The sequence below is a fragment of the Fictibacillus nanhaiensis genome (assembly GCF_023715445.1).
In the GTDB taxonomy this organism is placed as follows: Bacteria; Bacillota; Bacilli; order Bacillales; family Fictibacillaceae; genus Fictibacillus; species Fictibacillus nanhaiensis_D.
This window is the reverse complement of record NZ_JAMBOD010000002.1, coordinates 134,579-158,040: the sequence shown is the minus strand read 5'-3', so window position 1 is coordinate 158,040 and position 23,462 is coordinate 134,579. Positions and strand designations below refer to the sequence as shown.

The 23,462-nt window shown below is 41.4% G+C and carries 23 protein-coding genes and 1 pseudogene; 19 read left to right on the top strand and 5 right to left on the bottom strand.

Features of this window, described 5'->3' with window-relative positions:
• Positions 1-166: 166 nt before the first annotated feature.
• The 3 genes from M3196_RS08765 (at position 167) to M3196_RS08755 (ending at position 3,154) form a co-directional block, all read left to right on the top strand.
• Entirely contained in the window at positions 167-1,117 is a 951-nt protein-coding gene (locus tag M3196_RS08765) for a M23 family metallopeptidase (RefSeq protein WP_251321899.1), read from the top strand.
• Positions 1,118-1,691: 574 nt separating this feature from the next.
• Positions 1,692-1,958, top strand: a complete 267-nt coding sequence (gene spoIIID / locus M3196_RS08760) for a sporulation transcriptional regulator SpoIIID (protein WP_007203593.1) — start codon at positions 1,692-1,694, stop codon at positions 1,956-1,958.
• 194 nt (positions 1,959-2,152) lie between these two features.
• The gene (locus M3196_RS08755) at positions 2,153-3,154 is read left to right on the top strand and encodes a rod shape-determining protein (protein ID WP_251321898.1); all 1,002 of its coding nucleotides are present in this window, start codon (positions 2,153-2,155) and stop codon (positions 3,152-3,154) included.
• 34 nt (positions 3,155-3,188) lie between these two features.
• Here M3196_RS08755 and M3196_RS08750 read toward each other — a convergent pair whose 3' ends face one another.
• A complete protein-coding gene (locus M3196_RS08750) occupies positions 3,189-3,794 on the bottom strand; it encodes a hypothetical protein (RefSeq protein ID WP_251321897.1) in 606 nt (201 codons plus the stop codon).
• Between the two features lie 384 nt (positions 3,795-4,178).
• Here M3196_RS08750 and M3196_RS08745 point away from each other — a divergent pair, with 384 nt between their 5' ends.
• From M3196_RS08745 to fabZ, 4 genes are all read left to right on the top strand, one after another.
• Positions 4,179-5,000, top strand: coding sequence for a flagellar hook-basal body protein (locus M3196_RS08745; protein WP_251321896.1), 822 nt, complete (start codon positions 4,179-4,181; stop codon positions 4,998-5,000).
• An 11-nt stretch (positions 5,001-5,011) separates the two neighbouring features.
• Entirely contained in the window at positions 5,012-5,839 is an 828-nt protein-coding gene (locus M3196_RS08740; protein WP_251321895.1) for a flagellar hook-basal body protein, read from the top strand.
• Positions 5,840-5,855: 16 nt separating this feature from the next.
• On the top strand, positions 5,856-6,146 hold the full coding sequence (locus M3196_RS08735; protein ID WP_251321894.1) for a DNA-directed RNA polymerase subunit beta: 291 nt from the start codon (positions 5,856-5,858) through the stop codon (positions 6,144-6,146).
• 131 nt (positions 6,147-6,277) lie between these two features.
• On the top strand, positions 6,278-6,703 hold the full coding sequence (gene fabZ / locus M3196_RS08730; protein ID WP_066244840.1) for a 3-hydroxyacyl-ACP dehydratase FabZ: 426 nt from the start codon (positions 6,278-6,280) through the stop codon (positions 6,701-6,703).
• A gap of 137 nt (positions 6,704-6,840) precedes the next feature.
• Here the strand turns inward: fabZ and M3196_RS08725 are convergent, their stop codons facing one another.
• The 4 genes from M3196_RS08725 to M3196_RS08710 are packed head-to-tail and all read right to left on the bottom strand — an operon-like array spanning position 6,841 to position 9,482.
• Positions 6,841-7,185 carry a GNAT family N-acetyltransferase gene (locus M3196_RS08725; RefSeq protein ID WP_251321893.1) on the bottom strand — a complete coding sequence of 115 codons (345 nt, stop codon included), beginning with the start codon at positions 7,183-7,185 and terminating at the stop codon, positions 6,841-6,843.
• The gene (locus M3196_RS08720) at positions 7,173-7,352 is read right to left on the bottom strand and encodes a hypothetical protein (RefSeq protein ID WP_251321892.1); all 180 of its coding nucleotides are present in this window, start codon (positions 7,350-7,352) and stop codon (positions 7,173-7,175) included. The genes M3196_RS08725 and M3196_RS08720 overlap by 13 nt, the downstream gene beginning before the upstream one ends.
• A gap of 26 nt (positions 7,353-7,378) precedes the next feature.
• Entirely contained in the window at positions 7,379-8,425 is a 1,047-nt protein-coding gene (locus M3196_RS08715) for a hypothetical protein (RefSeq protein WP_251321891.1), read from the bottom strand.
• Between the two features lie 25 nt (positions 8,426-8,450).
• On the bottom strand, positions 8,451-9,482 hold the full coding sequence (locus M3196_RS08710) for a class I SAM-dependent methyltransferase (RefSeq protein WP_251321890.1): 1,032 nt from the start codon (positions 9,480-9,482) through the stop codon (positions 8,451-8,453).
• 161 nt (positions 9,483-9,643) lie between these two features.
• Between M3196_RS08710 and M3196_RS08705 the strand changes: the two genes are divergently transcribed.
• The 12 genes and pseudogenes from M3196_RS08705 to M3196_RS08650 all read left to right on the top strand — a co-directional run bounded on the left by M3196_RS08705 (position 9,644) and on the right by M3196_RS08650 (position 23,225).
• The gene (locus tag M3196_RS08705; RefSeq protein WP_338082941.1) at positions 9,644-10,120 is read left to right on the top strand and encodes an SGNH/GDSL hydrolase family protein; all 477 of its coding nucleotides are present in this window, start codon (positions 9,644-9,646) and stop codon (positions 10,118-10,120) included.
• A gap of 21 nt (positions 10,121-10,141) precedes the next feature.
• Complete coding sequence (locus M3196_RS08700) at positions 10,142-10,618, top strand: GNAT family N-acetyltransferase (protein WP_251321889.1); 477 nt, start codon at positions 10,142-10,144, stop codon at positions 10,616-10,618.
• A gap of 117 nt (positions 10,619-10,735) precedes the next feature.
• Complete coding sequence (locus M3196_RS08695; protein WP_251321888.1) at positions 10,736-11,800, top strand: Gfo/Idh/MocA family protein; 1,065 nt, start codon at positions 10,736-10,738, stop codon at positions 11,798-11,800.
• Positions 11,797-12,852 carry a Gfo/Idh/MocA family protein gene (locus tag M3196_RS08690; protein WP_251321887.1) on the top strand — a complete coding sequence of 352 codons (1,056 nt, stop codon included), beginning with the start codon at positions 11,797-11,799 and terminating at the stop codon, positions 12,850-12,852. The genes M3196_RS08695 and M3196_RS08690 overlap by 4 nt, the downstream gene beginning before the upstream one ends.
• 174 nt (positions 12,853-13,026) lie before the next feature.
• Entirely contained in the window at positions 13,027-14,304 is a 1,278-nt protein-coding gene (locus M3196_RS08685; RefSeq protein WP_251321886.1) for an extracellular solute-binding protein, read from the top strand.
• A gap of 71 nt (positions 14,305-14,375) precedes the next feature.
• The gene (locus M3196_RS08680) at positions 14,376-15,353 is read left to right on the top strand and encodes a carbohydrate ABC transporter permease (protein ID WP_066293782.1); all 978 of its coding nucleotides are present in this window, start codon (positions 14,376-14,378) and stop codon (positions 15,351-15,353) included.
• A gap of 151 nt (positions 15,354-15,504) precedes the next feature.
• The gene (locus M3196_RS08675) at positions 15,505-16,347 is read left to right on the top strand and encodes a carbohydrate ABC transporter permease (RefSeq protein ID WP_251321885.1); all 843 of its coding nucleotides are present in this window, start codon (positions 15,505-15,507) and stop codon (positions 16,345-16,347) included.
• A pseudogene (locus M3196_RS08670) lies at positions 16,344-18,134 on the top strand (glycoside hydrolase family 66 protein). The gene M3196_RS08675 and the pseudogene M3196_RS08670 overlap by 4 nt, the downstream one beginning before the upstream one ends.
• A 40-nt stretch (positions 18,135-18,174) precedes the next feature.
• A complete protein-coding gene (locus tag M3196_RS08665; protein ID WP_251321884.1) occupies positions 18,175-19,980 on the top strand; it encodes a sensor histidine kinase in 1,806 nt (601 codons plus the stop codon).
• The gene (locus M3196_RS08660) at positions 19,973-21,514 is read left to right on the top strand and encodes a response regulator transcription factor (protein WP_251321883.1); all 1,542 of its coding nucleotides are present in this window, start codon (positions 19,973-19,975) and stop codon (positions 21,512-21,514) included. Before M3196_RS08665 ends, M3196_RS08660 begins: the two co-directional genes overlap by 8 nt.
• Before the next feature lie 22 nt (positions 21,515-21,536).
• Positions 21,537-22,832, top strand: a complete 1,296-nt coding sequence (locus M3196_RS08655; RefSeq protein ID WP_251321882.1) for an extracellular solute-binding protein — start codon at positions 21,537-21,539, stop codon at positions 22,830-22,832.
• A gap of 171 nt (positions 22,833-23,003) precedes the next feature.
• The gene (locus M3196_RS08650) at positions 23,004-23,225 is read left to right on the top strand and encodes a hypothetical protein (protein ID WP_251321881.1); all 222 of its coding nucleotides are present in this window, start codon (positions 23,004-23,006) and stop codon (positions 23,223-23,225) included.
• Positions 23,226-23,462: the final 237 nt, after the last annotated feature.

The following is a 23,462-nucleotide window of genomic DNA, read 5'->3' as shown; positions in this document are numbered from 1 at the left end:
TGTAGGGGGTCTGTCCCGGGACAGACCCCTTCGATATAAAGAACCGTATTGTGCGATAAAGCATAGTGCGGTTTTTTGCTTTGTCGAAAGAAACTTTTAAAAAATTTTCGCACTAAAGTATATATTTTCAGAATTCTGTTCAAACTTGTTGCTGAGGTGATGAAAAATGAAAGAAGAAGAAAAACAAACTAAAAAAACAGTACCGATGAAAGGTAAGAATGCTATGAAGAAACGTTGGGTTTATCCTGCAGTTTATCTTAGTTTTGCAGCAGTCATTTTAACATCTGTTCTATGGTATCAAAACGATGCGAAGAACACGGAGAATAATAATACTCCAGACAGCGCATTAGAAGACGATGGAACAGCCGTACCCGTATCACTATCAAAAGAAGTATTCCAAATGCCAGTCGCTGACCCTGAAGCCATTGAAGTTGTAAAGGATTTCTTTAGTCCAGATGCGACAGCCCAAGAGCAAGAAGCAGCACTTGTATTCTATAACAATATCTACTACCAAAATCGCGGTATCGATCTAGCAACAAACGATGGAAAAGCGTTTGATGTAACAGCTGCATTAAGCGGTAACGTTGTAAAAGTTGCAAAAGACCCTGCGCTAGGCTGGATTGTAGAAGTTGAGCATGACAAAGGTGTTGTAACGCACTACTCATCATTAGCCTCTGTATCTGTTAAGCAAGGCGACCAAGTAAAGCAAGGTGCAGTCCTTGGACAAGCTGGCGAGAATGCTTATGATAAAGATGCTAAGATTCACGCACACTTCGAAGTCCGCAAAGATGGAGATGCAGTGGATCCAGTAATGGCATGGGATCAATCAGTTGCACAGCTTGCTAGCGCTGTTGAAGATTCTCGTAAAGAGATGAAGAAAGCAGAAGAGAAAAAAGCAGCTGAAGAAAAGAAAGCAGTTGAAGAGCAAAAGCCTGGTAAAGATCAAAAGCCAGCAGCACCTAAAGCCGACGATAAAGGCGGCAAAGATACAAAAGGCACGAAAGATGGCAAAGACCAAAATCGTGAACAAGAATCATCGACTGAATCTGCAGAAGATACGGATGCTCCAGCAGAATCAGATGAAACATCAGCAGATGACTCAGGTGCAAACGAATAATGTAAAAGGGAAGCTGCTCCGAGGATATCGGAGCAGTTTTTTTGCTGGTTCGGAAAAATAAGATGATTTTGCCGGGCAAAATCCCTACATTTGAATAGGTTTGAGCGGTACTTGGTGTTTTTGAGCGGTAGTATAGATGTTTTGAGCGTAGCATGAAGATTTTGAGTGTAGGTCGATTATTTTGAGCGAAACTCTGTGTATCTTGAGCGAACGTGTAACAGAAAAAAAGAACACGTACCGTAAAAAACAAAAAATCCAGCCGAAATCCTCAGTCAGGCATCCTTCAACAACTGTATTTTTCAAGTATTTATGCAGGTTTTTTCACAAAAATGGACATTTCCCCTTGTCCCAGTTGAGATTTAGGCATATAACGAAAACTTGGTTAATAAGATGTTACAAAACCTACAATAATTCAATTGAGGGTGAGCGGTGAGAAATCGTACTATGGCTGCGGTGGAAAAAGGGGAATGGAAGCAATACTTATAAGCCGAAGATGACAACAGAACTTGTCACGTAGCTTGTTCATAGAAGTCTCTATCGCATCTCTCACATCCATTTTAGGGAGGCGAGTGGTGTGCACGATTACATCAAAGAGCGAACCATCAAGATAGGACGGTATATCGTGGAGACAAGAAAAACAGTCCGCATGATCGCAAAAGAATTCGGGGTTTCCAAAAGCACGGTGCATAAAGACCTCACCGAGCGGCTGCCTGAAATCAATCCGGATCTTGCAAATAACGTAAAAGAAATCCTCGAGTACCATAAGTCCATCCGCCACTTGCGGGGTGGAGAAGCGACGCGCGTAAAATACAAAAAAGGCACAGAGGAAGTTGTTCAGTAAATCTACGATTGAAAGGATGCAGCATGACACCAAAATCATTATGTGCCACATTGGTCTGACGTCAAATAATTAATTTTTGACAATATTTAACCTTGTTCGACAAACTTGTGATATAATGATAAATTGGATAGAACTTCGATTTTTTACTAAAAATGTCATTATATCGTATGGATGTTTAACAGGGAGGATAAAACATGTTTTCAAGGGACGTTGGAATTGACCTTGGTACCGCTAATGTATTGATCTATGTAAAAGGAAAAGGGATTGTGCTTGACGAACCATCCGTTGTTGCGATCGACACGAATACCGGAAAAGCACTCGCTGTTGGAGAAGAAGCACGTCGCATGGTAGGCCGTACACCAGGAAACATCGTAGCGATTCGTCCGCTGAAAGACGGCGTAATTGCTGACTTTGAAGTAACCGAGCAAATGCTGAAACACTTTATTAATAAAATAAAAGTGAAGGGCGTGTTTGCAAAGCCGAGAATCTTGATTTGTACACCAACGAACATTACGTCAGTTGAACAAAAAGCTATTAGAGAAGCTGCGCAAAAATGCGGTGCTAAGCATATTTTTCTTGAAGAAGAGCCGAAAGTGGCTGCAATAGGGGCGGGGATGGATATCTTCCAGCCAAGCGGCAATATGGTTGTTGACATCGGTGGTGGCACAACTGACGTTGCGGTCTTGAGCATGGGCGATATTGTCACCTCCTCTTCTATTAAAATGGCTGGGGACAAGTTCGATACGGAAATCCTTCAGTACATAAAGAAAGAGTACAAGCTGCTGATTGGTGAGCGTACAGCTGAAAACATTAAGCTGAACGTTGCGACGGTTTACCCTGGCGCGCGTGAAGAAGAGCTTGAGATCCGCGGCCGAGACATGGTATCCGGACTTCCGCGTACGATTACCGTTCACTCAAAAGAAATCCAAAGAGCATTGGTGGAACCTGTGAGAGTGATTGTACAGGCAGCAAAAAGTGTTCTTGAAAAGACGCCGCCTGAGCTTTCCGCTGATATCATTGACAAAGGTATCATGCTGACAGGCGGAGGTGCGCTTCTGCACGGAATCGACCGCTTGTTTGCCGACGAGTTGAAGGTGCCAGTGCTGATTGCAGAAGAACCAATGAGAGCCGTAGCGAACGGAACAGGCTTGATGCTTGAACATATGGATAAGATTGCGAAAAGAAAAGTGTTTTAATTAAAGAAAATGCCGCCCTAGTTGGTGGCATTTTTTATGTTTGGTCGAGTATTCTAACACCGTTGGGGTCAACTGAGTTTGGTGAAGGAAATGCGTTGATGATCGCTTCTTTAATCGTGACTTCATTGCCAGCTTTCCAGATTACAGTTTCAATGGGCACACCAAATAATAGGGAAAGATCCTGTTCAAGTCCATTCTTTTTTGTCTCGATTGTTAATCGATTGATTTGAAATTGATCAGTCCTAGAATCCATCACGTCAGTGTGGGATTGAAGTTCGATCCTAAATGAATAGGGAGTAGAAATGAAAGTTCGCCGTTCTCCTATATTCACTTCCCAGCTCATTTTCTTTGCGTTTTCACATATCTGATCAAGCTCTTCTTCTTTTACGAAAAAGCCGATATGATCAAATATCACTTTTTTTCCAAAACCGAATGTAATGTTTACTGCCCCTTTTCTTGCCTCTATAATGCGGAAAAGAATCTTTTTTTCTCTAAAATCATCCCAAGTTAGCGGAGGATCAAACGGTTGAAACTCTCCATTGTATTTTCCTATTCGCTGAGAGATCCGAAAACCATGATCGACATAGAATTTTTCTGTTTCTTCAACATAGGGAGTCCAAAAATGATAATGAAAAAGCATAAAACACACCTCTTTTTTAAAGCTTCGTTCTTCCTACCACTACCTTCTGGGCTATGAAAGGAATTCCTGCCGACACATAACTTCGTTTGACTGATGAAAATCATTTATAGGCCCTAAATTTGGATTTTCAGGCCGTAATTCAAATTTATAGGCCGTAATTATGCATTTATGGGCCGTAATAAAATTTTATAGGCCGTAAACTTTGGTTTATAGGCTTTTCGACAAATTCCACTTCTAAAAAATCAACCACTCTCTGGTACAAATTCCTCATTTTAAAAAGGAATCCGTCAATTTTTGCAGAATCCTATTAAGAAATGTAAAAAGCTGTCGATATGAACGATGAGACATTTTGTGTCCATATTACAAATGCAGGAGGAATACTCCGTGTTAAGAGGCTTTTATAATGCGGCTGCCGGCATGCTTGCTCAGCAGCGTAAACAAGAAATTTTAACGAACAATATGGCGAATGCCAATACACCTGGATATAAGGCGGACAATGCCAGTCTGCGTACATTTCCTACGATGCTTCTTCAGCATATGGGAGAGACAAATATCAACGGTAATAAAATTCCGAACAACCACCCGGTGGGAATTCTTTCAACAGGGGTCTATGTGCAAGAGACAACACCCAACTTTTTGCAAGGTGATCTTCGCGAGACAGGAATCCAAACAGATGTTGCTCTTTTACAAGGCCAGGTGCCTGCAGATCCTGAAACAGGGCTTCCTGGGGGATTATTTTTCCGTTTAAACGTAAACGGACAAGAGCGCTTTACGCGAAATGGTCATTTCTCGGTTGATGCAGAAGGCAGTTTAGTAACCCCTGAAGGCTATTATGTTCTTGGAACGGATGGAGAACGAATCACGGTTACAAGCGACAATTTTACAGTAAATAAAGACGGTACAGTTGTTGATAACGGTGCAGTTGCAGGGCAGATCGATGTTGCGTATGTAGAGAACCCAAACAATCTGGTAAAAGAGGGGACAGGCCTCTTTAGACTAGACGGAATTGCGGCGAGCGCAATCGGAAATCCAGCAATCACATATAACCTGCAGCAAGGTTTTATCGAGCGCTCTAACGTAAACACAGAGCAGACGATGACCGAGATGCTGACGGCATACCGGGCATTTGAAGCGAACCAAAAAGTGCTTCAAGCCTATGATCGTACGATGGAAAAAGCCGCAAATGAAATTGGCCGAATCGGCTAGGGGGACCCGACATGAACCAGTCTATGATTTCAGCAGCAGTGACGATGGGACAGCTTCAGCAAAAGCTCGATATCATTTCAAATAACATGGCGAACAGTACGACTAACGGCTATAAACGCCGTGAAGTGCAGTTTTCAGATCTGCTTTTTCAACAGATGGAGAGTACAGCACTAAATCCGACAGAAGATGGCCGGTTAACACCGAACGGCATACGACTCGGAAGCGGTGCGCGCGTTTCATCAACAGCGGTTAGTTTAGAATCAGGTACACTGCAGCAAACCGGCCGTTTGCTGGATGTAGCACTTACGGAGCCAGGACTGTTTTTTCAGATAGAGACTATCGATAATAATGGCGGAGAAGTTGTCCAATATACAAGAGATGGCGCGTTTTATTTATCGCCGTCTGCAGGAAATCCTGAAGTGATGGAACTCGTTACGTCAGAAGGGAATCGAGTGATGGGTGTGAACGGCCCAATCATCATTCCGGCTGACCATAATAAAATTACCATTGGACAAAACGGCCAAGTTTCGGTAACGTTAAATAATGGAGCGGTAGTTGAATCAGGACAGCTTGCATTGGCGAACATCATTCGGCCGCAGCTGATGCTTGCAGTCGGACATAATTTTCAAGCGCCACAAGGCATCCCGTTAAATCAAGTTATTGAGGAAATAGATGCTGGAGCGGGTAATTTTATTCAGCAGGGCGTATTGGAATCTTCCAACGTGAATATTTCCACCGAAATGACGGAACTGATTCAGACACAACGTTCATATCAATTTAACGCGCGTTCTCTTACAATTGCTGACCAGATGATGGGGTTGGTAAACGGGCTTCGCTAAAATGGGGTAGGTTTGTATGACAACGAATGAAATGCATGAGCAAGAGTTAAATAAAAAACCAAAAACACAGCGATATCAAGAAAAAAAGAGTGCTTCTAAGGAAGAAAAGAAGAAACTAGTGCACCGTGGTACGAAAAGAAGCTTTCCGATCTGGCTTCGTCTTTTGCTGCTGATCTGCGGAATCGTTGTTTGTTTTGCTATCGGTACGATGGTGGGTTATGGTGTTATCGGTGACGGTAAACCGATGAATGTTTTTGAGAAAGAAACATGGACACACATTATCGACCTTGTAGAAAAAGAACAGTAAAGCTATAATAATAAAACAATGGCAGGATTGAGGCGTCATTGTTTTTCTTTTGATAGAAATTAGTACCAGGTAACAATACCAAGTATAATAATAGATAAATAATTACGATGAAAAGAAAGGTGATGTAGACTATGTTAACCATTGAAGAAATTAAAGAGATCATTCCGCACCGTTATCCGTTTTTGCTGATTGACCGCATCTTAGAAGTAGATGAAGGTCAGCGTGCAGTCGGCATCAAGAATGTAACAGCGAATGAAGAATTCTTTAACGGCCACTTCCCTGAGTACCCAGTAATGCCAGGTGTGTTAATCGTTGAAGCACTAGCACAAGTAGGTGCCGTAGCGATGCTTAAAAAAGAAGAGAACCGCGGGAAGCTTGCATTCTTTGCAGGTATCGACAACTGCCGCTTCAAAAAGCAAGTCGTCCCTGGCGACCAGCTGCGCCTGGAAGTGGAGATGACCCGTGTACGCGGTTCCATTGGTAAAGGCAAAGGAATCGCGACTGTTGACGGCCAAGTGGCATGCGAAGTTGAAATCACCTTCGCTTTAGGAAAGTAAATAAACACATGAGGGGCCAGTCCCAACACAATTATCATAAAAGCTTGAAATGGAGCATTCCACTAGTTGGTTTGCTCCATTTCAAGCTTTGGCTTTATACTATTTTATTTTATCAGTGCAAAAAATGAGGGGAAGAATCATTTGTAAACTATGTAATTTACCGTATCTTTATTTTGTTGTAAGAGAACCATACCAAGTTTTTTTACAATTTTAATTGAGGCAAAATTATCATTACGTATGTCAGTTGCTGTTATACCTTTTACCTCGTCCTGCTGAAAAGCCCATTCTTTTAGCTCTTTAGCCATTTCACTCGCATAACCCTTTCCTTGAAATTGATAGTGAATTCCGTATCCGATTTTAATTAATCCATTTTTATCTGGAGGTGATTTATAGCCCATCATTCCAATAACATTTTTATATTCTTTTTCCACAACAAAGCCATACCATTTTGAAATCTCAGGATTTTTTCTCAGCTTTTCCAAACGGATTGGAAAACTCGTTCTTTATGTATGGGCTCAATCAATCCTTCGACAACCCTTAGGCCAAGTGAAAATTGTAATTCCTTTTCTCCCTTTACTGCCGCTTCAAGGGATTTCATTGTCATCGGAATAAATCCAAGTCTTGAAGTTTCGATTATAAACAGGAACAATCATCCTCCTAAATATTAATTTCCTTTCAAGTCTTTCGAATAACGTTAGGATTTTTAAATATTATCGTCTCAGTTGTCCCCCAAAGTCTAGGCAGAAAATGAAGGCCATTTTCAGCACGTTTAATAAGATCATCTGAAGAAGAGATACCAAGGTCTGCAACAACCGCATTAAACGCTGGAAGGTGGGCCTGTTGAAAATCTTCGCTAGCATCTGCAGCTAAAATTTTATGGCACCGTGCAAAAGTTGCAACAATCCAAAATACAGCTTCCCGATGGAATCCTGATCGGATAAGTTCACGGCTGCCGTCGATCGAAATAGGCCGTGCTGATTCAGTAATATCACTACTGAAAAAGAAAGGTGTCTTCGCTACAGCGGCAGCAGCATTGAATGTTTGAGAAAGTGCCTGAAGGTGGTATTCCACACGTTCGGCAGACAGATCAGCAGTTCCTAACAAATCCAGAAGCTCTGAATAAACTTCATCTTGACCGTATTCCTTCAAGACGACCTGTGCTTTCAAATATCGAAGCCTGACTGTAGGGTTTTTTAGGGCTGCAACTAAAATTACATGAGTAGTCACACCTGTCGGAAACAGCCACGAGGTCACCTGATCATGCCAGGGATCTGAGGGATTAATAGATTTCAACCCATGCTCAATCCTTTGCCTTGCATTTTCACATCGACGACGTACCCACATTTCATCCGAAAAATGCCCACTCACATATTCTTGTAACTTTTTTAGATGTCCGGTTGGATCAGTAATAATAGTATCTACTCGAAAGCTGCCTGCTAAATGGTAGTCTGTCAGCACATCTGCAGCCGATTGGAGCCGACTCCATGACAAGTACGTAATCTCAATCAGAACGTCCTCATATAGAAACTTTCCGAGTTTCAGAGGCGGCTCATCATGTGCTGTAACGACCACAACATCCATATCAGAAACTGCTGATAAATCTTCATTTTCATTTAGGATAATGGTTGAACCACTGAAATACGCTCCATGAAACCACGACTCCCCGCTCAAATGCAGCATCACCCATTCAGCAGCAATTGCTCGTGCTGTACCAACTTTCATAACGGCCACCCTTCACTTAATTACTTTACTTAGCCTTCGCCACAATCCCATTGTGCACTTTAATATAGCCATGCTTCAAAATATCAAGTCCGTTTTCATACAGATAAAGCCCCATCTGCTCTAACGTCATGAGCTCCCGGTACGTATGGTTCATCACATCAGCCATGATCTCGTAGTACAGCTTAGAGCGAAGCTGAGCCCGTGGTGTTGTCATAACAATATATCCGCCAGGCTTTAAGAATTTCCGGTGCCACTCCACGATCTCAGCCTTCATAGAATCGGGGAAATGTTCAAGTAAACCGACACTCAGCACGATATCGAACTCCGCTCCAAAGGCAAGATTGCGAATGTCGTCCACCACATACGAAATATTAAAATCATCTTTAAAATAGACTTTGTCTCCGCCAGTGCTAGGGTTACTCCCTAGAAAAGGATAGGATTCAGGGAACTCTGCAAATCTCGCATCCCGGCAGAACGCGTCATAATCGACCATCACTACTTCACCGCCAGGATACATCGCGGATAGCTGCATCGCCTCATAACCCTCAGCTGCACCAAGAAAAAGAATGCGAGGTTTTTGAACATCCAGACCTTCAAACAACGCTCGTTTTCCGCGCGGATCCCAAATGCCGTCCTGAATCCGATGAACGTAATTCCATAGATGAATCCGCAAATAATCACCGAGAGCTACTTTAACTTCTGAAGGCTTAAAGCTTTTTAAGCTATGAAAAAAGGCACCTTTCTTTTCATGGATTTCAGCGGGTACGTCCTTCGAAAACCACTCGTGAAAGGACTGGTTAAACATCGTCCATGACGTATGAACAGGAAGGGCTTCACCATGCTGCTTTTCCCATTCCAACTTCTCTTTTGAAAATGAAGTCACTTCATACGGCTTGCCGATGTCTTTCCAAGAAACAGTAGACCAGTCACTCACCGTATTCACTTTTACAAACTTCTCATATTCCTTTGAATTGTAATGGCGCAAATCCATACGATAGGACGGCATCTTTTCCGTCTGACCTAGTGCCACCGGGCGATTAACAGCAGTTTCAATCATGCTCTTCCTCCTGTAAAAAAGGATTTTACATACTAATTCCAAAGAACTGTTTAAAATCCTTTAATTCATCCTTTTTTCTCGTGCATGGTAAAATCAAAGAAAGAAAACGGAGGGGGAAACAATCATGAAAATCATTTTTATAGGCGACAGCATTACAGCCGCTGGCAAAAATACAGATCCCGAAAGGAGTAACAGACCTAGCTTTCAGATGGGAGCGGGATGTTATAAATCTAGAGCCTGAAGTTGTTTCGGTTTCGATCGGAATCAACGATGTTTGGAGGCAGCTCGATAGCCCAGACCTCAATCAAGTAGATGTTCAAAAGTTTGAGGAAGTGTACCGTGATTTATTGTCGCAGCTTAGTCGTTCTACAAGATTCGTACTTATGGAACCAACCATTATAGAGGAAAACCCGGAATCTGAAGGGAACCAAAAGCTCGTTTCTTATGTTGAAGCAGTACGGAAATTAGCAGTGGAATTTAATGCTGTACTCGTACCCACTCATGACGTTTTTGTTAAACATCTAAAAGAACACCCTGAGATTGCATTAACAACAGACGGCGTACATATGAAAAGAAAAGGCAATGAACTCATGGCACAAGCTTGGCTGAAGGAAGCGAAAGAAATCTTACCAAAATAATAAAAATTGGAGTTATGAGAGATGGAGAACACTTTTTTATCTTTTTATGAAGAAAAACATAAAGATGGGCTGCTCACATTTTATTTGCCGGAGAACCAGGAAAAATTCACCCAGCTGCCGTCACAGGCTTTAGAACTGTGCAAGCAAGATGAAGAACGCTACCCGATCGTGATTAAGGCAGACGGAAAAACAGTCGGGTTTTTCGTTCTGCATAAAGGGGAGAACATTCGAGATTTTACAGCTAACACGAATGCTATGGTAATCCGTGCGCTGTCTATCAATCACACCGAGCAGGGAAAAGGGTACGCTAAGGCCGCGATGATGCAGGTTTCTTCCTTTGTTTCAAAGCACTTTCCTGAAATCAACGAGCTTGTCTTAGCGGTTAACTTTAAAAACGAACCTGCCAAACAATTATATGAAAAGGCAGGTTTTCAAGACCGTGGTCAGATCAAACACGGACCGGTTGGACCTCAATATGTGCTGCATTTAGATATATAATCTTATCGTATTATTTTCTAATAATCGTGTAATAATTTCCGAAGTTGAAGAAATAAGAAGGTATTTTTCAGTTTTTCTTGTATAGAGGGTGTAACGAAACAAGGAGGAATGAAGAAGATGACAAATCATATTTCAATCGGCTTAATTGGTTTAGGAGGCATGGCAAATCATCATATCTATCTTTTATCTCAATTAAAAAATGTTTCGGTGGGCGCTATATCAGATGTGAATAAAGAGCAGCTTCAGGTGATTGGAGACAAGCTGGATATTCCTCAGAATAAGAGATATGAAGATTATGAGGAACTGATCAAAGATTCAGAGGTAGATGCTGTCATTTCAATCGTACCTAACTATCTACACGCTGAAATAATCAGTAATTGTATACAGCATCAAAAACCGCTTATGACAGAGAAACCATTTACATTAAACTTTGAAGAGGCTATAGAACTTAAAAAGCAATACGAAAAACAGCCTATTCCATGCATGGTTGGGTTTTCTTACCGTTATGTTGCTTCGTTCCGCTATGCGAAAGATTTACTTCAGCAGAACAAGATCGGCAAGCTGCGGCATATCTCTATCCGTTATCTACAGGATTGGGGCATCCCCGCTGTTCAAATTCCTTTAACCTGGCGTTTTAAGAAAGCGCTTTCCGGTTCTGGCGCACTTGGGGATCTTGGTTCGCACATGATCGATGCGGCTCGTTTTTTTGCTGGAGAATTTCAGCAGATTAAGAGTTTAAATACGACTTTTGTAAAAGAAAGAGCATCACTAGACGCAAACAAACAGATTGAAGAAGTAGATGTTGATGATTATTCAGCGTTTATCGCGGTGCTTGATCATGAAATTGTTGGCCAGTTCATGACAACAAGGAATGCAGTAGGTTTTTCGAACGCACTAGAGGTTACTCTTTTTGGAGATGAAGGGACGATGGAGCTTTCTTGTGAGCGACCTGACGATATACATTTGATCCGGTTCAATCACGAACAGAAAACAAGAGATAAAACAAGTTTAGAAGTGCCTGTCACCTATAAAAGAAATCAGCTCGAAGATTTCATAGATTTGATTAACGGTCTTACACCAGAGGATTGTCCAACCTTTTATGATGGCTATGAAAATCAAAAGGTACTTCATCAAATTCTTGAAAACACGAGAATCACCTCTGAGCATGAGGTGATAAAATGAAACCGATTAAAATAGGTGTAATCGGAGCCAGCTGGTTTGCGGATCTATGGTATTTACCCGTCCTTAACATGCATCCTCAAGCTGAGTTGACCGCCATCTGCAGTGAGAATGGAAACAACGCTCGTTTGATGGCTAAAAAATACGGCATTGCAAAAAGTTATACTTCTTACGTACAAATGATAGATAACGAGAATCTAGACGGGGTGTGTATTATAACACCCAATATTACACATGCTCCCATGGTTTTAACGGCAGCAAAAAGCGGTTTGCATATTATTTGTGAAAAGCCTCTAGCCCTTAATACGGAGGAATCTGTTAAAATTACAGAGGCTGTTCAAGGCACGTCTATTATTCATGCAGTGAATTTTACTTATCGGGAAAATCCTGCTATCAAACAGATGAAGAGCGAGCTATTAAAAAATAGGATCGGAAACGTTCTTGAAGCAGATTTTGAATATACAGGGGATTATGGAATTCTCTCCTCTCCAGGCTGGAGAGGAGATGTCGAGCTCGGTGGAGAAGGCGGTGTATTGGCTGATCTTGGTTCCCATCTAATAGATTTGGCACATTATCTTTTCGATGGACCCATTCAACCCCTGTCAGCCTCCACTCAGACATTAATACGAGATACAAATGAAAAAAAGAATGCGCCCGATTCGGTGTTCTTTACAGCGAGACTGCCTAATGACGCATTCGCAAACTTTCAGACAAGCTGGGTACGTTATCAAGGAGGCATGGGACAAACCATTAAGATCAATCTTTATGGTGACAAAGGAAAAATGGAAATGCTGTCAACAGAGTTTGGTATTCAGCTTTCAGTTCAGAACGAAAGAAACGAAATCTTTAAGTGGAAAGAATCAGAAGAAAGCGGAGAATGGAATTTCCGTCCGTGGCGGTTAACGCCAGAAAATGAAATATGGAAGTGGATAGACCGGATATATAGTCAAGATTCATCGATTCAGCAACCCGATTTCAACGATGGACATCAAGTTCAGCTTATAATGGAGCAGATTATTAAGCAGGCTTCGAATCAAAGTAAAAAGCAGGTCTAGTATAAGGTGTATTATCTCTCTGTCAAAAGAGATTTAGTACACCTTTTTTATTTAAAACAAAAAACAGCTTGCCCCTTTGTGGAAGATAATACACCATTCTGATAATGGAAGCGGTTACAAATATTCAGACAATTTTTAATAATAGAAATAACACCACCAAAGGGGGATTTAAAAATGAAAACACCTTTTTCTAAAGTGTTAGGGATCCTGTCTATTATTGCTTTGTTTTTTGTAAGCGCTTGCTCATCCTCTGATCATTCATCGGAAAAGAGCTCAGATGGAAAAGTGACGATAGAATATTGGCATACTTACAGTGATCAAGAAGAAAAAGTATTAAAAGAAAAGATTAAACCGATGTTTGAAAAAGAACATCCTCATATTAAGCTAAAACTAACACGTATGCCTTATGAAGGACTAAAGCAGCAAGTTATCGCTGGTGTCTCCGGAAACGCAGCTCCAGACCTCATGCGTATGGACATCATCTGGGTGCCAGAGTTTGCAAAAATGGGTGCTTTAAAAGAAGTCAGCAGCTTAGATGGTTTCGATAATGTAAAATCGTCTGTATTTGAAGGTCCAATGGCTACAAATATTTTTGATGGAAAATACTACGGTGTTCCAGTGAATACGAACACAAAAATAGCAATCTATGACAAGAAAGTATTAGACAAAGCTGGTGTAACAGAAGTTCCAAAAACGATGGAAGAGCTTGCGGCGGCAGCTAAAAAAGCAAAGGATGCTGGAGCTAAAGGCGGAATCACGATCGGGGGAGCCAATGCTTGGGGTGTGCTTCCATATTTCTGGAGCTTAGGCGGAAAATTAACCAACGAGGATTACACAAAGATTGATGGTTTTGTAAACAGTCCTGAAAGCGTAAAAGCATTAGAACAGCTTATCCAGTGGAACAAAGACAAAATCTTAAGCCCAACCATCCTTGGCGGTGAGCCAGGTGCCTGGGATGGAATCAAGAAGCATGAATATATGATGCTTGATGACGGACCCTGGTTCTACAGTGTCTTGATGAATGAAGAGAAGAAAAAAGAAGACCCGCTGGAGTATACCGTTCGCAGTCTGATACCTGAAGGGCCGGGTGGCAGCCGTTCTGTAATCGGTGGAGAGGATCTCGTCATCTTCGCAAACTCAAAGCATCCAGAAGAAGCTTGGACATTTGCACAATGGATGCTGACAGAAGAACCTCAGAAATTGATGTCCGAAACAGGCCTGATCCCAACAAACATGAACGCGGCAAAAGATCCTGAGTTTTTAAAGGTTCCTTTTGTAAAGGAGTATGTCGATCAATTGGAAACCGCATTACCAAGGACACCAATTCCGCAATGGTCTGAATTTGAACAAGTGTTTAACTTGAACATTGAAAAAGCACTCCGCGGCAAGATGTCAGCAAAAGAAGCGCTGGATGATGCTGCTAAACAAGGAGAAGCCATCCTTAAGAAATAGGAAAAAGCAGATGCACTTCACATTGAGTGGAGTGCATTTGTTCCACTATCAGATCGCAAGGGGGGAGAAAGATGGCATCTGTAAAACCAGCATTAAACAATGCGCCAAAATACAATCAGCAGCCAAATCCCAAACCAGAAGGAAAGAAGAGCGCCATTACAAAAGGAATCAAACAATGGGGAGAAGTGTTCCCCTTTATCATGATTGGTTTGATTGGAGCGGTAGTCTTTGTTATTTATCCCTTAATTAAAGGGGTTATTATGAGCTTTCAAGACTACAGCATCATTCCAGGGGCAGAGAGTCCATTTGTAGGTCTTGAAAATTATAAAGAAGCGTTTCGTGATGAACAATTCAAATACGCGGTCAGAAATACACTTTTAAACACAGTGGTTACCGTGCCGATCAACTGGTTTTTAGGTCTGGTATTTGCTGTTTTGATCAACATGCATTTTATAAAATACAAAATTACATTCAGGACGCTTTATTATTTGCCCATCATCACATCCTGGATCGTGGTTGCCTTTTTATTCCGCTATTTGTTTGCTGACGGAGAGAATGGCCTTATTAACTTTTTGCTGCATACGAAGCTTGGAATCATCGATGAACCAATCAGCTGGCTGCAAAATCAATGGACAGCCATGTTTGTAATCTGGACATTTCACATTTGGAAAACAGTCGGATGGACGGTTGTTATCTATTTAGCAGCACTGCAGGGAATTCCAAAAGAGCTGTATGAAGCAGCAAGCATTGACGGCGCAAACGGACTGCGCCTGTTCCGGAATGTTACGATTCCATTGTTAGGTCCGGTGACGATCTTTGTATTGATAAACCTGGTGATCGGCGCATTTAATATTTTCCCGCAAGTGTACTTTATTACGAATGGCGGCCCGATCGGCCAGACCGAAGTTTTACAAAGCATGATCTATAAGGAAGCGTTCAACAATTTTAATTTTGGCTATTCTTCTGCACTAGGTGTCATGATGGGACTTACGATCTTTTTCATAACATGGACACAGCAAAAGAAGATAGGAAACCAGAGATACTTTTAATTTTGTCTTTTTTACACTTTCAGAAATTATAACTTGTATACATGTTGATAATCGACGCAGTTACAAGTTTAAGTGTGAAGTATAAGCGCAACTAAGGCTGACTTAAAAAGCTTGGCGTCAGCCCAAGTTTTCTTTAGAAAGGAGGACAAGCGTGTATACAACAAAAACGAGTTTGTTTTGGAAGTTTGTCGTATATGCCGTACTGATAGCAGGTGCAGCCATATTTATTGTTCCGTTTATCTATATGCTTTTAACGACGTTCGTAGACAATGCGTATACGCTGCCCCGGCCGAGCGAGGTTTTCTCCGTCACACCGAATCTGGATAACTATGAAACGGTTTGGAACAGGAATAACTTTTTCCGTTATTTTTTAAACAGCTTATTGATCGCGGGAGTTTCGATGATCGGCAGCTTGTTTTTAGGTGCGTTGACCGCATATGCGTTCGCACGTTTTCATTTTCCGTTTAAAGAATTTCTGTTTCGCATGTTCCTTTTTACGATGATGATTCCCGTTGTGCTTGCAATCGTTCCTCAATTTACGGTTATCAGTAATCTTGGACTCGTAAATACGTACGCAGGATTATGGCTTCTCTACATCGGCGGCGGAGTAGTCGGATCCACATTCTTTCTTCGGGGCTTTTTTGAAACGATTCCGAAGGAGCTCGAAGATTCCATCCGGATCGATGGCGGTGGGGACTGGCGTATTTTCTGGAATATCTACTTGCCATTATCAAAACCGGCATTAGGAACAATGGCGATCTTCTCGTTCTCAGGAACATGGGATGAGTACTTTGTGGCACTTACCATTATAAAAGATGAAGCACTCCGTACACTGCCGATCGCACTCATGATGTTTCAAGGGCAGCACGCCAGCAACTGGGCATGGATCTTCGCGGCGTCTATCATCGCACTTCTGCCGGTTGTCTTGATCTATATCATCTTCCAAAAACATTTTGTGAAGAGCGGGTTAAGTGAAGGAAGTATGAAAGGATGAGAAAAAATTCATCAATCATTCTACCGATGTTTGTTTGCATGTGTCTTTTGCTTGCGGCATGCTCATCCAAAAGCACTGTCGTAGAGATCGATGAAAAAGAAGAGAAGACCGATTATCTGGATTCGGTCGAAACCGATAAAGCCCGGTATAATCCAGGTGACACGGTTCACTTTACATTAAACTTAAAACAAAAAATGAACGGAGAGTCCCTCGTCATTCGTTATCGTCATGGTGACGAAACGGTAAAAGAAGAGGAAAAAGTAATAAAGCAAGACGAAACATTTATTTGGGAGTGGAAAACACCGAAAGATAATGAAAAAGGATATTTGGTAGAAGTCCTTTTAAAGAAAGAAAAAGAGTATGTTGACCATTTGAACATTGCAGTGGATGTATCAGAGGATTGGTCAAAGTTCCCGCGTTACGGTTATTTAGCCGATTTTGGTCAGATGGAAGCAGCTGAGCAGCAAAAGGTGATGAAACGTTTAAATCGCTATCATATCAATGGTGTTCAATTTTACGATTGGCAGTATAAACATAATCAGCCGATTCCGCCGGAAGGCAGCCCACTAGAGAAGGAATGGCCAGATATCGCGAACAGACCTGTTTCTTACCAAACCGTGAAGCAATATATAGACTTGTCCCATAAACTCAACATGATGGCTATGAATTATAACTTATTGTTCGGTGCGTATGAGGAATCAGAAAAAGAGGGTGTAAAGCGGGAGTGGGGGCTGTTTCAAGACTCTGCTCATGAGACACAGGATTCTCACCCGCTGCCCGATTCATGGGCGAGTGATATTATGCTCCTTGATCCGTCCAATAAAGAGTGGCAATCCTTTTTACTTAAAAAGGAAATAGAAGCATTCAGCAAGCTCCCATTTGACGGCTGGCATGTGGACCAGCTCGGTGACCGGGGAATGCGTTGGGATTATGAAGGAAATATCGTAGCGCTTGACAAGACATACATCGACTTCTTAAAAGCGGCAAAAGAAGCGTTGAACGTCCCTCTGGTCATGAACGCCGTGAATCAGTATGCGCAAATCAATATCGCTCAAGAAGCACCGGTTGACTTTCTTTATACCGAAATATGGGAGCCTTACAATCACTTTAGTCATTTAAAGCAGATTATTGAGCAGAACAATAATTACAGCGGTTTTCAAAAAAATACGGTCCTTGCTGCCTACATGAATTATGATCTGTCAGACAGTACGGGCGAATTCAATACACCGGCCGTTCTATTAACAAATGCGGTGATCTTTTCTTCAGGCGGTTCTCATTTAGAGCTCGGGGAAAACATGCTTTCCAAAGAATACTTTCCTCATAAGAACCTGGAGATAACGGATCAGCTTGGGAGTCAATTAATCTCGTATTAAGACTTTTTAACAGGTTACCAGAACTACCTTCGTGACGGTGTTAAACCAAGATCTCTCGAAGTGAATGCGGCCCAGAAAAAAGTCAAAGTTTCTCCTGAATTTAATCAAGGTGAGATATACTACTCATCCTATGAAAAAGGGAATCAGGATATCGTTCACCTTATTAATTTTACAGACGCATCTACGATGGAGTGGAGAGATAATGAGGGTATGCAGACGGAGCCGAAAGAAATAAAAGACATAGAGTTAGAGATCGGTGCAAATAAAAAGGTGGAGAACGTATGGATCGCTTCTCCTGACCATTATTTGGGTTCCCCGGTTTCCCTAGATTTTAAGCAAAAAGATGGTAAAATGACTGTAACCATTCCAGCATTAAAATATTGGAATATGCTTGTCGTTGAATACAAGAAATAAAATCATAAACTGATAGTCTTACAAATGAGGGGCTGGAAAGATGATCCGACACATGTGGCAAAAACAAAGTATTGCTGTAAAGCTAATCGCAGCATTCTTGGTCGTGATTTTAATTCCAGCTTTCTTCTTAAGCTTTTTTTATTTCAATTCCTCCTCTTCAATCATTAAAAAGAATGTCCGCGAATCCTCTCTTCAAATTACAAAACAAGCAGCAAACACACTCTCGTATATCTTTACGGTTGGCAGTGATACATCGGAATTGGTATACGGAGATCCGGCAGTTCAGCAAACCGTCAAAGTGGATACAGATGCCGCTGCAGCAAACATCGAAAAACAAGAAAATAATAAGATCCTGTCAGACAAACTGAATAACTATGTTTTCTCGAGCTCCTTCGTAAAAATTATTTATGTGTTACAAGAAGAAAATAAGAGCTGGGGAAGTGGTACTTTCTCTTTTTATAAATGGAACAATGAACAAAAGTCAGAGCTTAAATGGCTGAAGCAGGCACAAGAAAAAGACGGCAAGCTTGTCTGGATGGGTCTGCAAAAGGACAGATACAGCGGTGGAGGAAACAACACAGAGCTCGTTCTGCCGGTCGGCCGCGTCCTGAAGGATTTTGAAACGTTGAACAATATCGGCTATATTTTAGTGAATCTGGACGGAAAGAACATCTTATCCAAGATCGATCAGCTGAAACTCGGCAAGACCGGAAAATTCTTTGTCGTGAACGAAGACGGAGAAATTATGATACATCCGGATGTTTCATTGGTCGGGAGCAAGCTAAAGAATAGAGACCTGTACCGTTCAGTCGTAAGTAATGAGAGAGCAGAGTTTGAATATGTACAGAACAAAACGAATTATTATGGTGTTAAGCAGCCGTTGAGCAATGGTTGGATGATTGTGGGGACAGTACCGGTTCACGAGATAACAGGACAGATGGAGAAGCTGCACCAGCTCATATTGGTATCTTCAATCGGATTGACCATCGCGGCGATTCTGATCGGACTATTTATCGCTGGCAAAATTACAGACCCGATTAAGCAGCTGACAACACAAATGAAAAGTGTTGAAAAAGGGAATTTGAAAGCGCGTACAAACGTTGTTTCTGGTGATGAAATCGGACTGATGAGCAATCAGTTCAATACGATGATTGATCGAATAGAGGATTTAATGTCGAGTGTTAAAGAAGAACGCAGCAAAAAGCAGCAGGCCGAACTAAGGGCGATCAAAAACCGCATCAATCCTCATTTTCTATTTAACACCTTAAGCACAATCAAATGGCTGATCCAATTTAAGCAGAACGAAAAAGCCAATGAAGCCATCTCTGCGTTAACACGACTGCTTGAAGCCAACATGGGCAAGAAAGGAAACTTTATTACCGTTAAAGAAGAACTGGATATTTTAGAAAAATATTTAGTGATTCTGAAAATCCGGTATGACCGGGAATTCCAGATGGATGTCGAGATCGATGAAAAACTGTTGGATTTTCGGATTCCCAGAATGCTGCTCCAGCCTTTTGTGGAAAATGCGATCTTTCATGGGATCGTTCCTACGGATACAGCAGGGTTGATCCAAATAAAAGCAGAAGAAGAAGCACACGGCGCAATAAAATTTACCATTACGGATAACGGCAATGGATTTGAACCGTCAAAATTAAAGCAAGTCAAAGATATGGAATCCTCCATACAAAATGGTTTTGTAGGAATTGGACTGGCGCATGTTTACGAGAGTATCCAGCTTTATTACTCGCCAAAATCCACGATGCTTGTTGAAAGCCAGAAAGGAGCGGGAACACAGATTACACTGCTGCTCTATCCGTTAAAGGAAGGTGATGGCCATGTATAAAGTCATGATTGTGGATGATGAACCTGTTATCCGTTATGGATTAAAAGCATCGATACCTTTAGAGAATGGTATGTATGAACTAACGGGTGCTTTTGCAAACGGAAAAGAAGCGCTGGATCATTTTAAGAAACATTGTCCTGATATTTTGATCACGGATATAAAGATGCCTGTTATGGATGGATTAGAGTTGGCCAGACATGCGTTAGACATCCATCCTTCTTTAAAGATCATTTTTGTCAGCAGCTACAGCGATTTTGATTATGTAAGAGAAGGTCTGAAGCTTGGTGCAGTCGATTATCTGCTAAAACCAACATTAGAGCCGGAAGATCTCCTTAAGCTGCTGGAAAAATGCACACTCCTCATTGAGCGGGAACAAAAGGTTCAGCATGATCTCGATGAGCATAGAGAGACCCAAAAGGGGCTTCACCGTAAGGAACTGGAACAGGAACTGAAGCAGATGCTTGCTTCAAAAGAAAATCCAGCGCGTTCGGTAAAAAGGAACGCCGTGTTCCAAACGGGCTTTGTTGTTGCATACGGGAGAATCCATAAGAGAAAAGAACTTGCAGAAAAATACGGATATCTTTTTGCAGGAATTAAAGTAGAAGAAGTGGTCGACTTTTTTTACCGGTATTTTGATCAAGGGACGATGTTTTCTCTCTATAACTCGGACGTTGTTCTTGTTTTACCTCAAACGAAGGGATTCGAAAGCGATCTGGAATATGTGAAAAATAAGCTGGAAGAGGAAACGCAGATCACTTTACTTTTCGGTTATCAAACAGGAGAAGATGTCTCTCAGTTTAGTGCATGTTTTTATAAAGCGAAAGAAGCGTGTGACGGGCATTTTTATGATGTTTCATCTGAATGCTATCCGTATATGGCTGGTTTTTCAGATGACGAGAGTAAGACGTACGATTATCGGGCTTCGTTAAAAGAAGCTGTCAGCGAAAGTGACAACATGAGGACGGAACTCGTAAAAGAAGAATGGATCAAAGAATGGGAAAAAGGGTCGGCAACACCTGATATAGTTAAGCGTGAAGCAGGAGAGATGTTAAGCATCCTTTTTCACAGAAAAATAGATATTCCGATTCTTCTTCAAAAAATGGATGAGCTCATTCATACAGAAACATTGGAAGAGCTTAAAGCACTTCTTCATGCAACAATCGTACAATGGGAAGTAGAACACCCGATTTCATTTGATTCACTAACCTCCCATCAGCATCTTATGGAAAAAGCACTGCATTATATCAAACAAAATTACACATCTGATCTAACACTTCAAAAAATGGCGGACTACAGTTATATCAGCAAAAATTATTTCAGTCTTTTGTTCAAAAAATACATGGATCAAAATTTCATTGATTATGTCATCTCATTACGGATTAAAAAGGCAGAAGACCTGCTGACTAATACTTCTTTAAAAGTGTATGAAGTTGCACACAAGTCCGGATTTAATGATGTGAAGTACTTCAGCAAACTGTTCAAAAAGCTTACAGGTCTTAGTCCAGTTGAGTTTCGGGAAAAAGTGCACCAATAAAACAAAGTAGAGGAGGATAAGTATGGTTAAACAAAAAATATGCGTTTTCCAAATGGTTTTATATTTTTGTTTAGCTTTACTTTTAAACGGCTGCTCTGATCAAATTATTAATAACAAAGACACCGTTCCATCACTTCACAAAAAAGAAAAGGTGGAAGAGCTTGTCTTCTGGCACACATACAGTGATGAAGAGACGAGGGTGTTTGAGGAAGAGCTGCTTCCACTTTTTCAAAAGAAGTTCCCGAAGATAAAAATCACATCAGTCAGGCAGCCGTATAATGAACATTTAAAATCCGCCCTTATCTCAAAAGGATCTTCCGGACAAGCTCCTGATGTGGTCAGGATTGATATTGCCTGGGTTCCGGAATTTGCTTCGCTTGGACTGCTTGAACCGTTGGACCATTTTACTGGTTTTAATCAAAAGAAAAAAGCATTATATGCCAATGCTTTCGAAACCAATTTTTACAATGGGCTATATTATGGACTTCCCGTTAACATCACCACCAAAGCAGCCATATACAACAAATTATCCCTGAAAAGGGCTGGTTTGGAGAAACCGCCTGAAACAATGGACGATTTCTTGAAGCTTGCTAAAAAAAAGCAGGGAAATGCTTTTATTGGGATGAAAGGAGTCAATGCGTGGGACAGCCTGCCATTCTTCTGGGGTCTTGGCGGCATGTTAACAAACAGTGATTACACACAAGCATCCGGATATTTTAACAGTGAAGATAGTATTCAGGCTATAAAAACCATAAAAAGCTGGAAAGAAAAAGGGTTGCTGGCACCAAACTTTACATCAGGTTCGGTTGATACATGGAACTCTATCCTCCAGGGACAGGCATTTATGGCGGAAGATGGCCCATGGTTTTACAGTGTGCTCTCCACCTCATACTACACAGTGGATCAGCTCATGAACGTAACGATTCCTGCTCCTTTTCCGGTTGATCGGCAAGGAAAAGGATCGATTCTCGGGGGAGAGAATCTCGTGATCATGAAAGGGACAGAACATAAAGAGGCGGTATGGACATTTATGAACTGGATGACAAGTAAAGAGATTCAGCAGCGTATGTTTAATTCGGGTATCCTACCTGCAAATAAAGAAGCGGCTAATTCTTCAGCGATGCTGCAAACACCATACTTGAAAGCGTATGTGGAGGGACTGGAGAACGCCCGTCTGCGTCCACCAGTAAAAAGCTGGTCCCGTATGGAAAACATTTATACGAAAGCGATGGAAGCTGTTATCTTTCATGACCGGGACATCGAGACAACCATAAATGATGCTGCCAAAAGAATGGATCAGCTATTAAAAAGTGAATAAAATACGATTTGTAAAGCGACTGTTAACATTATGCAGACAGTGTAAAGTCTCCGTTATGACTTGGTAAATTCCGTCTTTTCGGGTTTTTTTCGTGATATATTCTGAGCAGGGACAAAGAAATCCCATACTCATGCAAAAATCATAATGAAAATCCGAAGGGAGCAATTTAAGATGAGCAAAACGTTTATGGCGAAAATCGGAGCATCTCTTTTGGCAATTATGTTAATCACTGCATGTAACAACCAGGATGACAACACGGAAGAAGAAACAAACACAGAAGAAACGGAAACTCCAGAAGAAGAAACATCAACTGAGGAAGAAACATCAACAGAAGAAGGTTCTACTGAAGAAACTTCAACAGATGAGGAATCAACTGAGGAGTCAACTGAATAAGATAAAAATAGGACCAGGCCTCTACCTTCCAGAGAGGACCTGGTTTTTATTTTTTAGAGGATATGTGTTTGTCGAAACATGAGGTGTTGTGTCGAAAATCGTGTATTTCTAAAATAACGTGGGATTATTCCATTTAACGTGGGATTCCATACCGCTAACGTGGGATTTTTTAAAATAACGTGGGATTATTCGTAAAAACCCTGCCTAATGTTTGGCAGGGTCCAAGATTACTCTTTG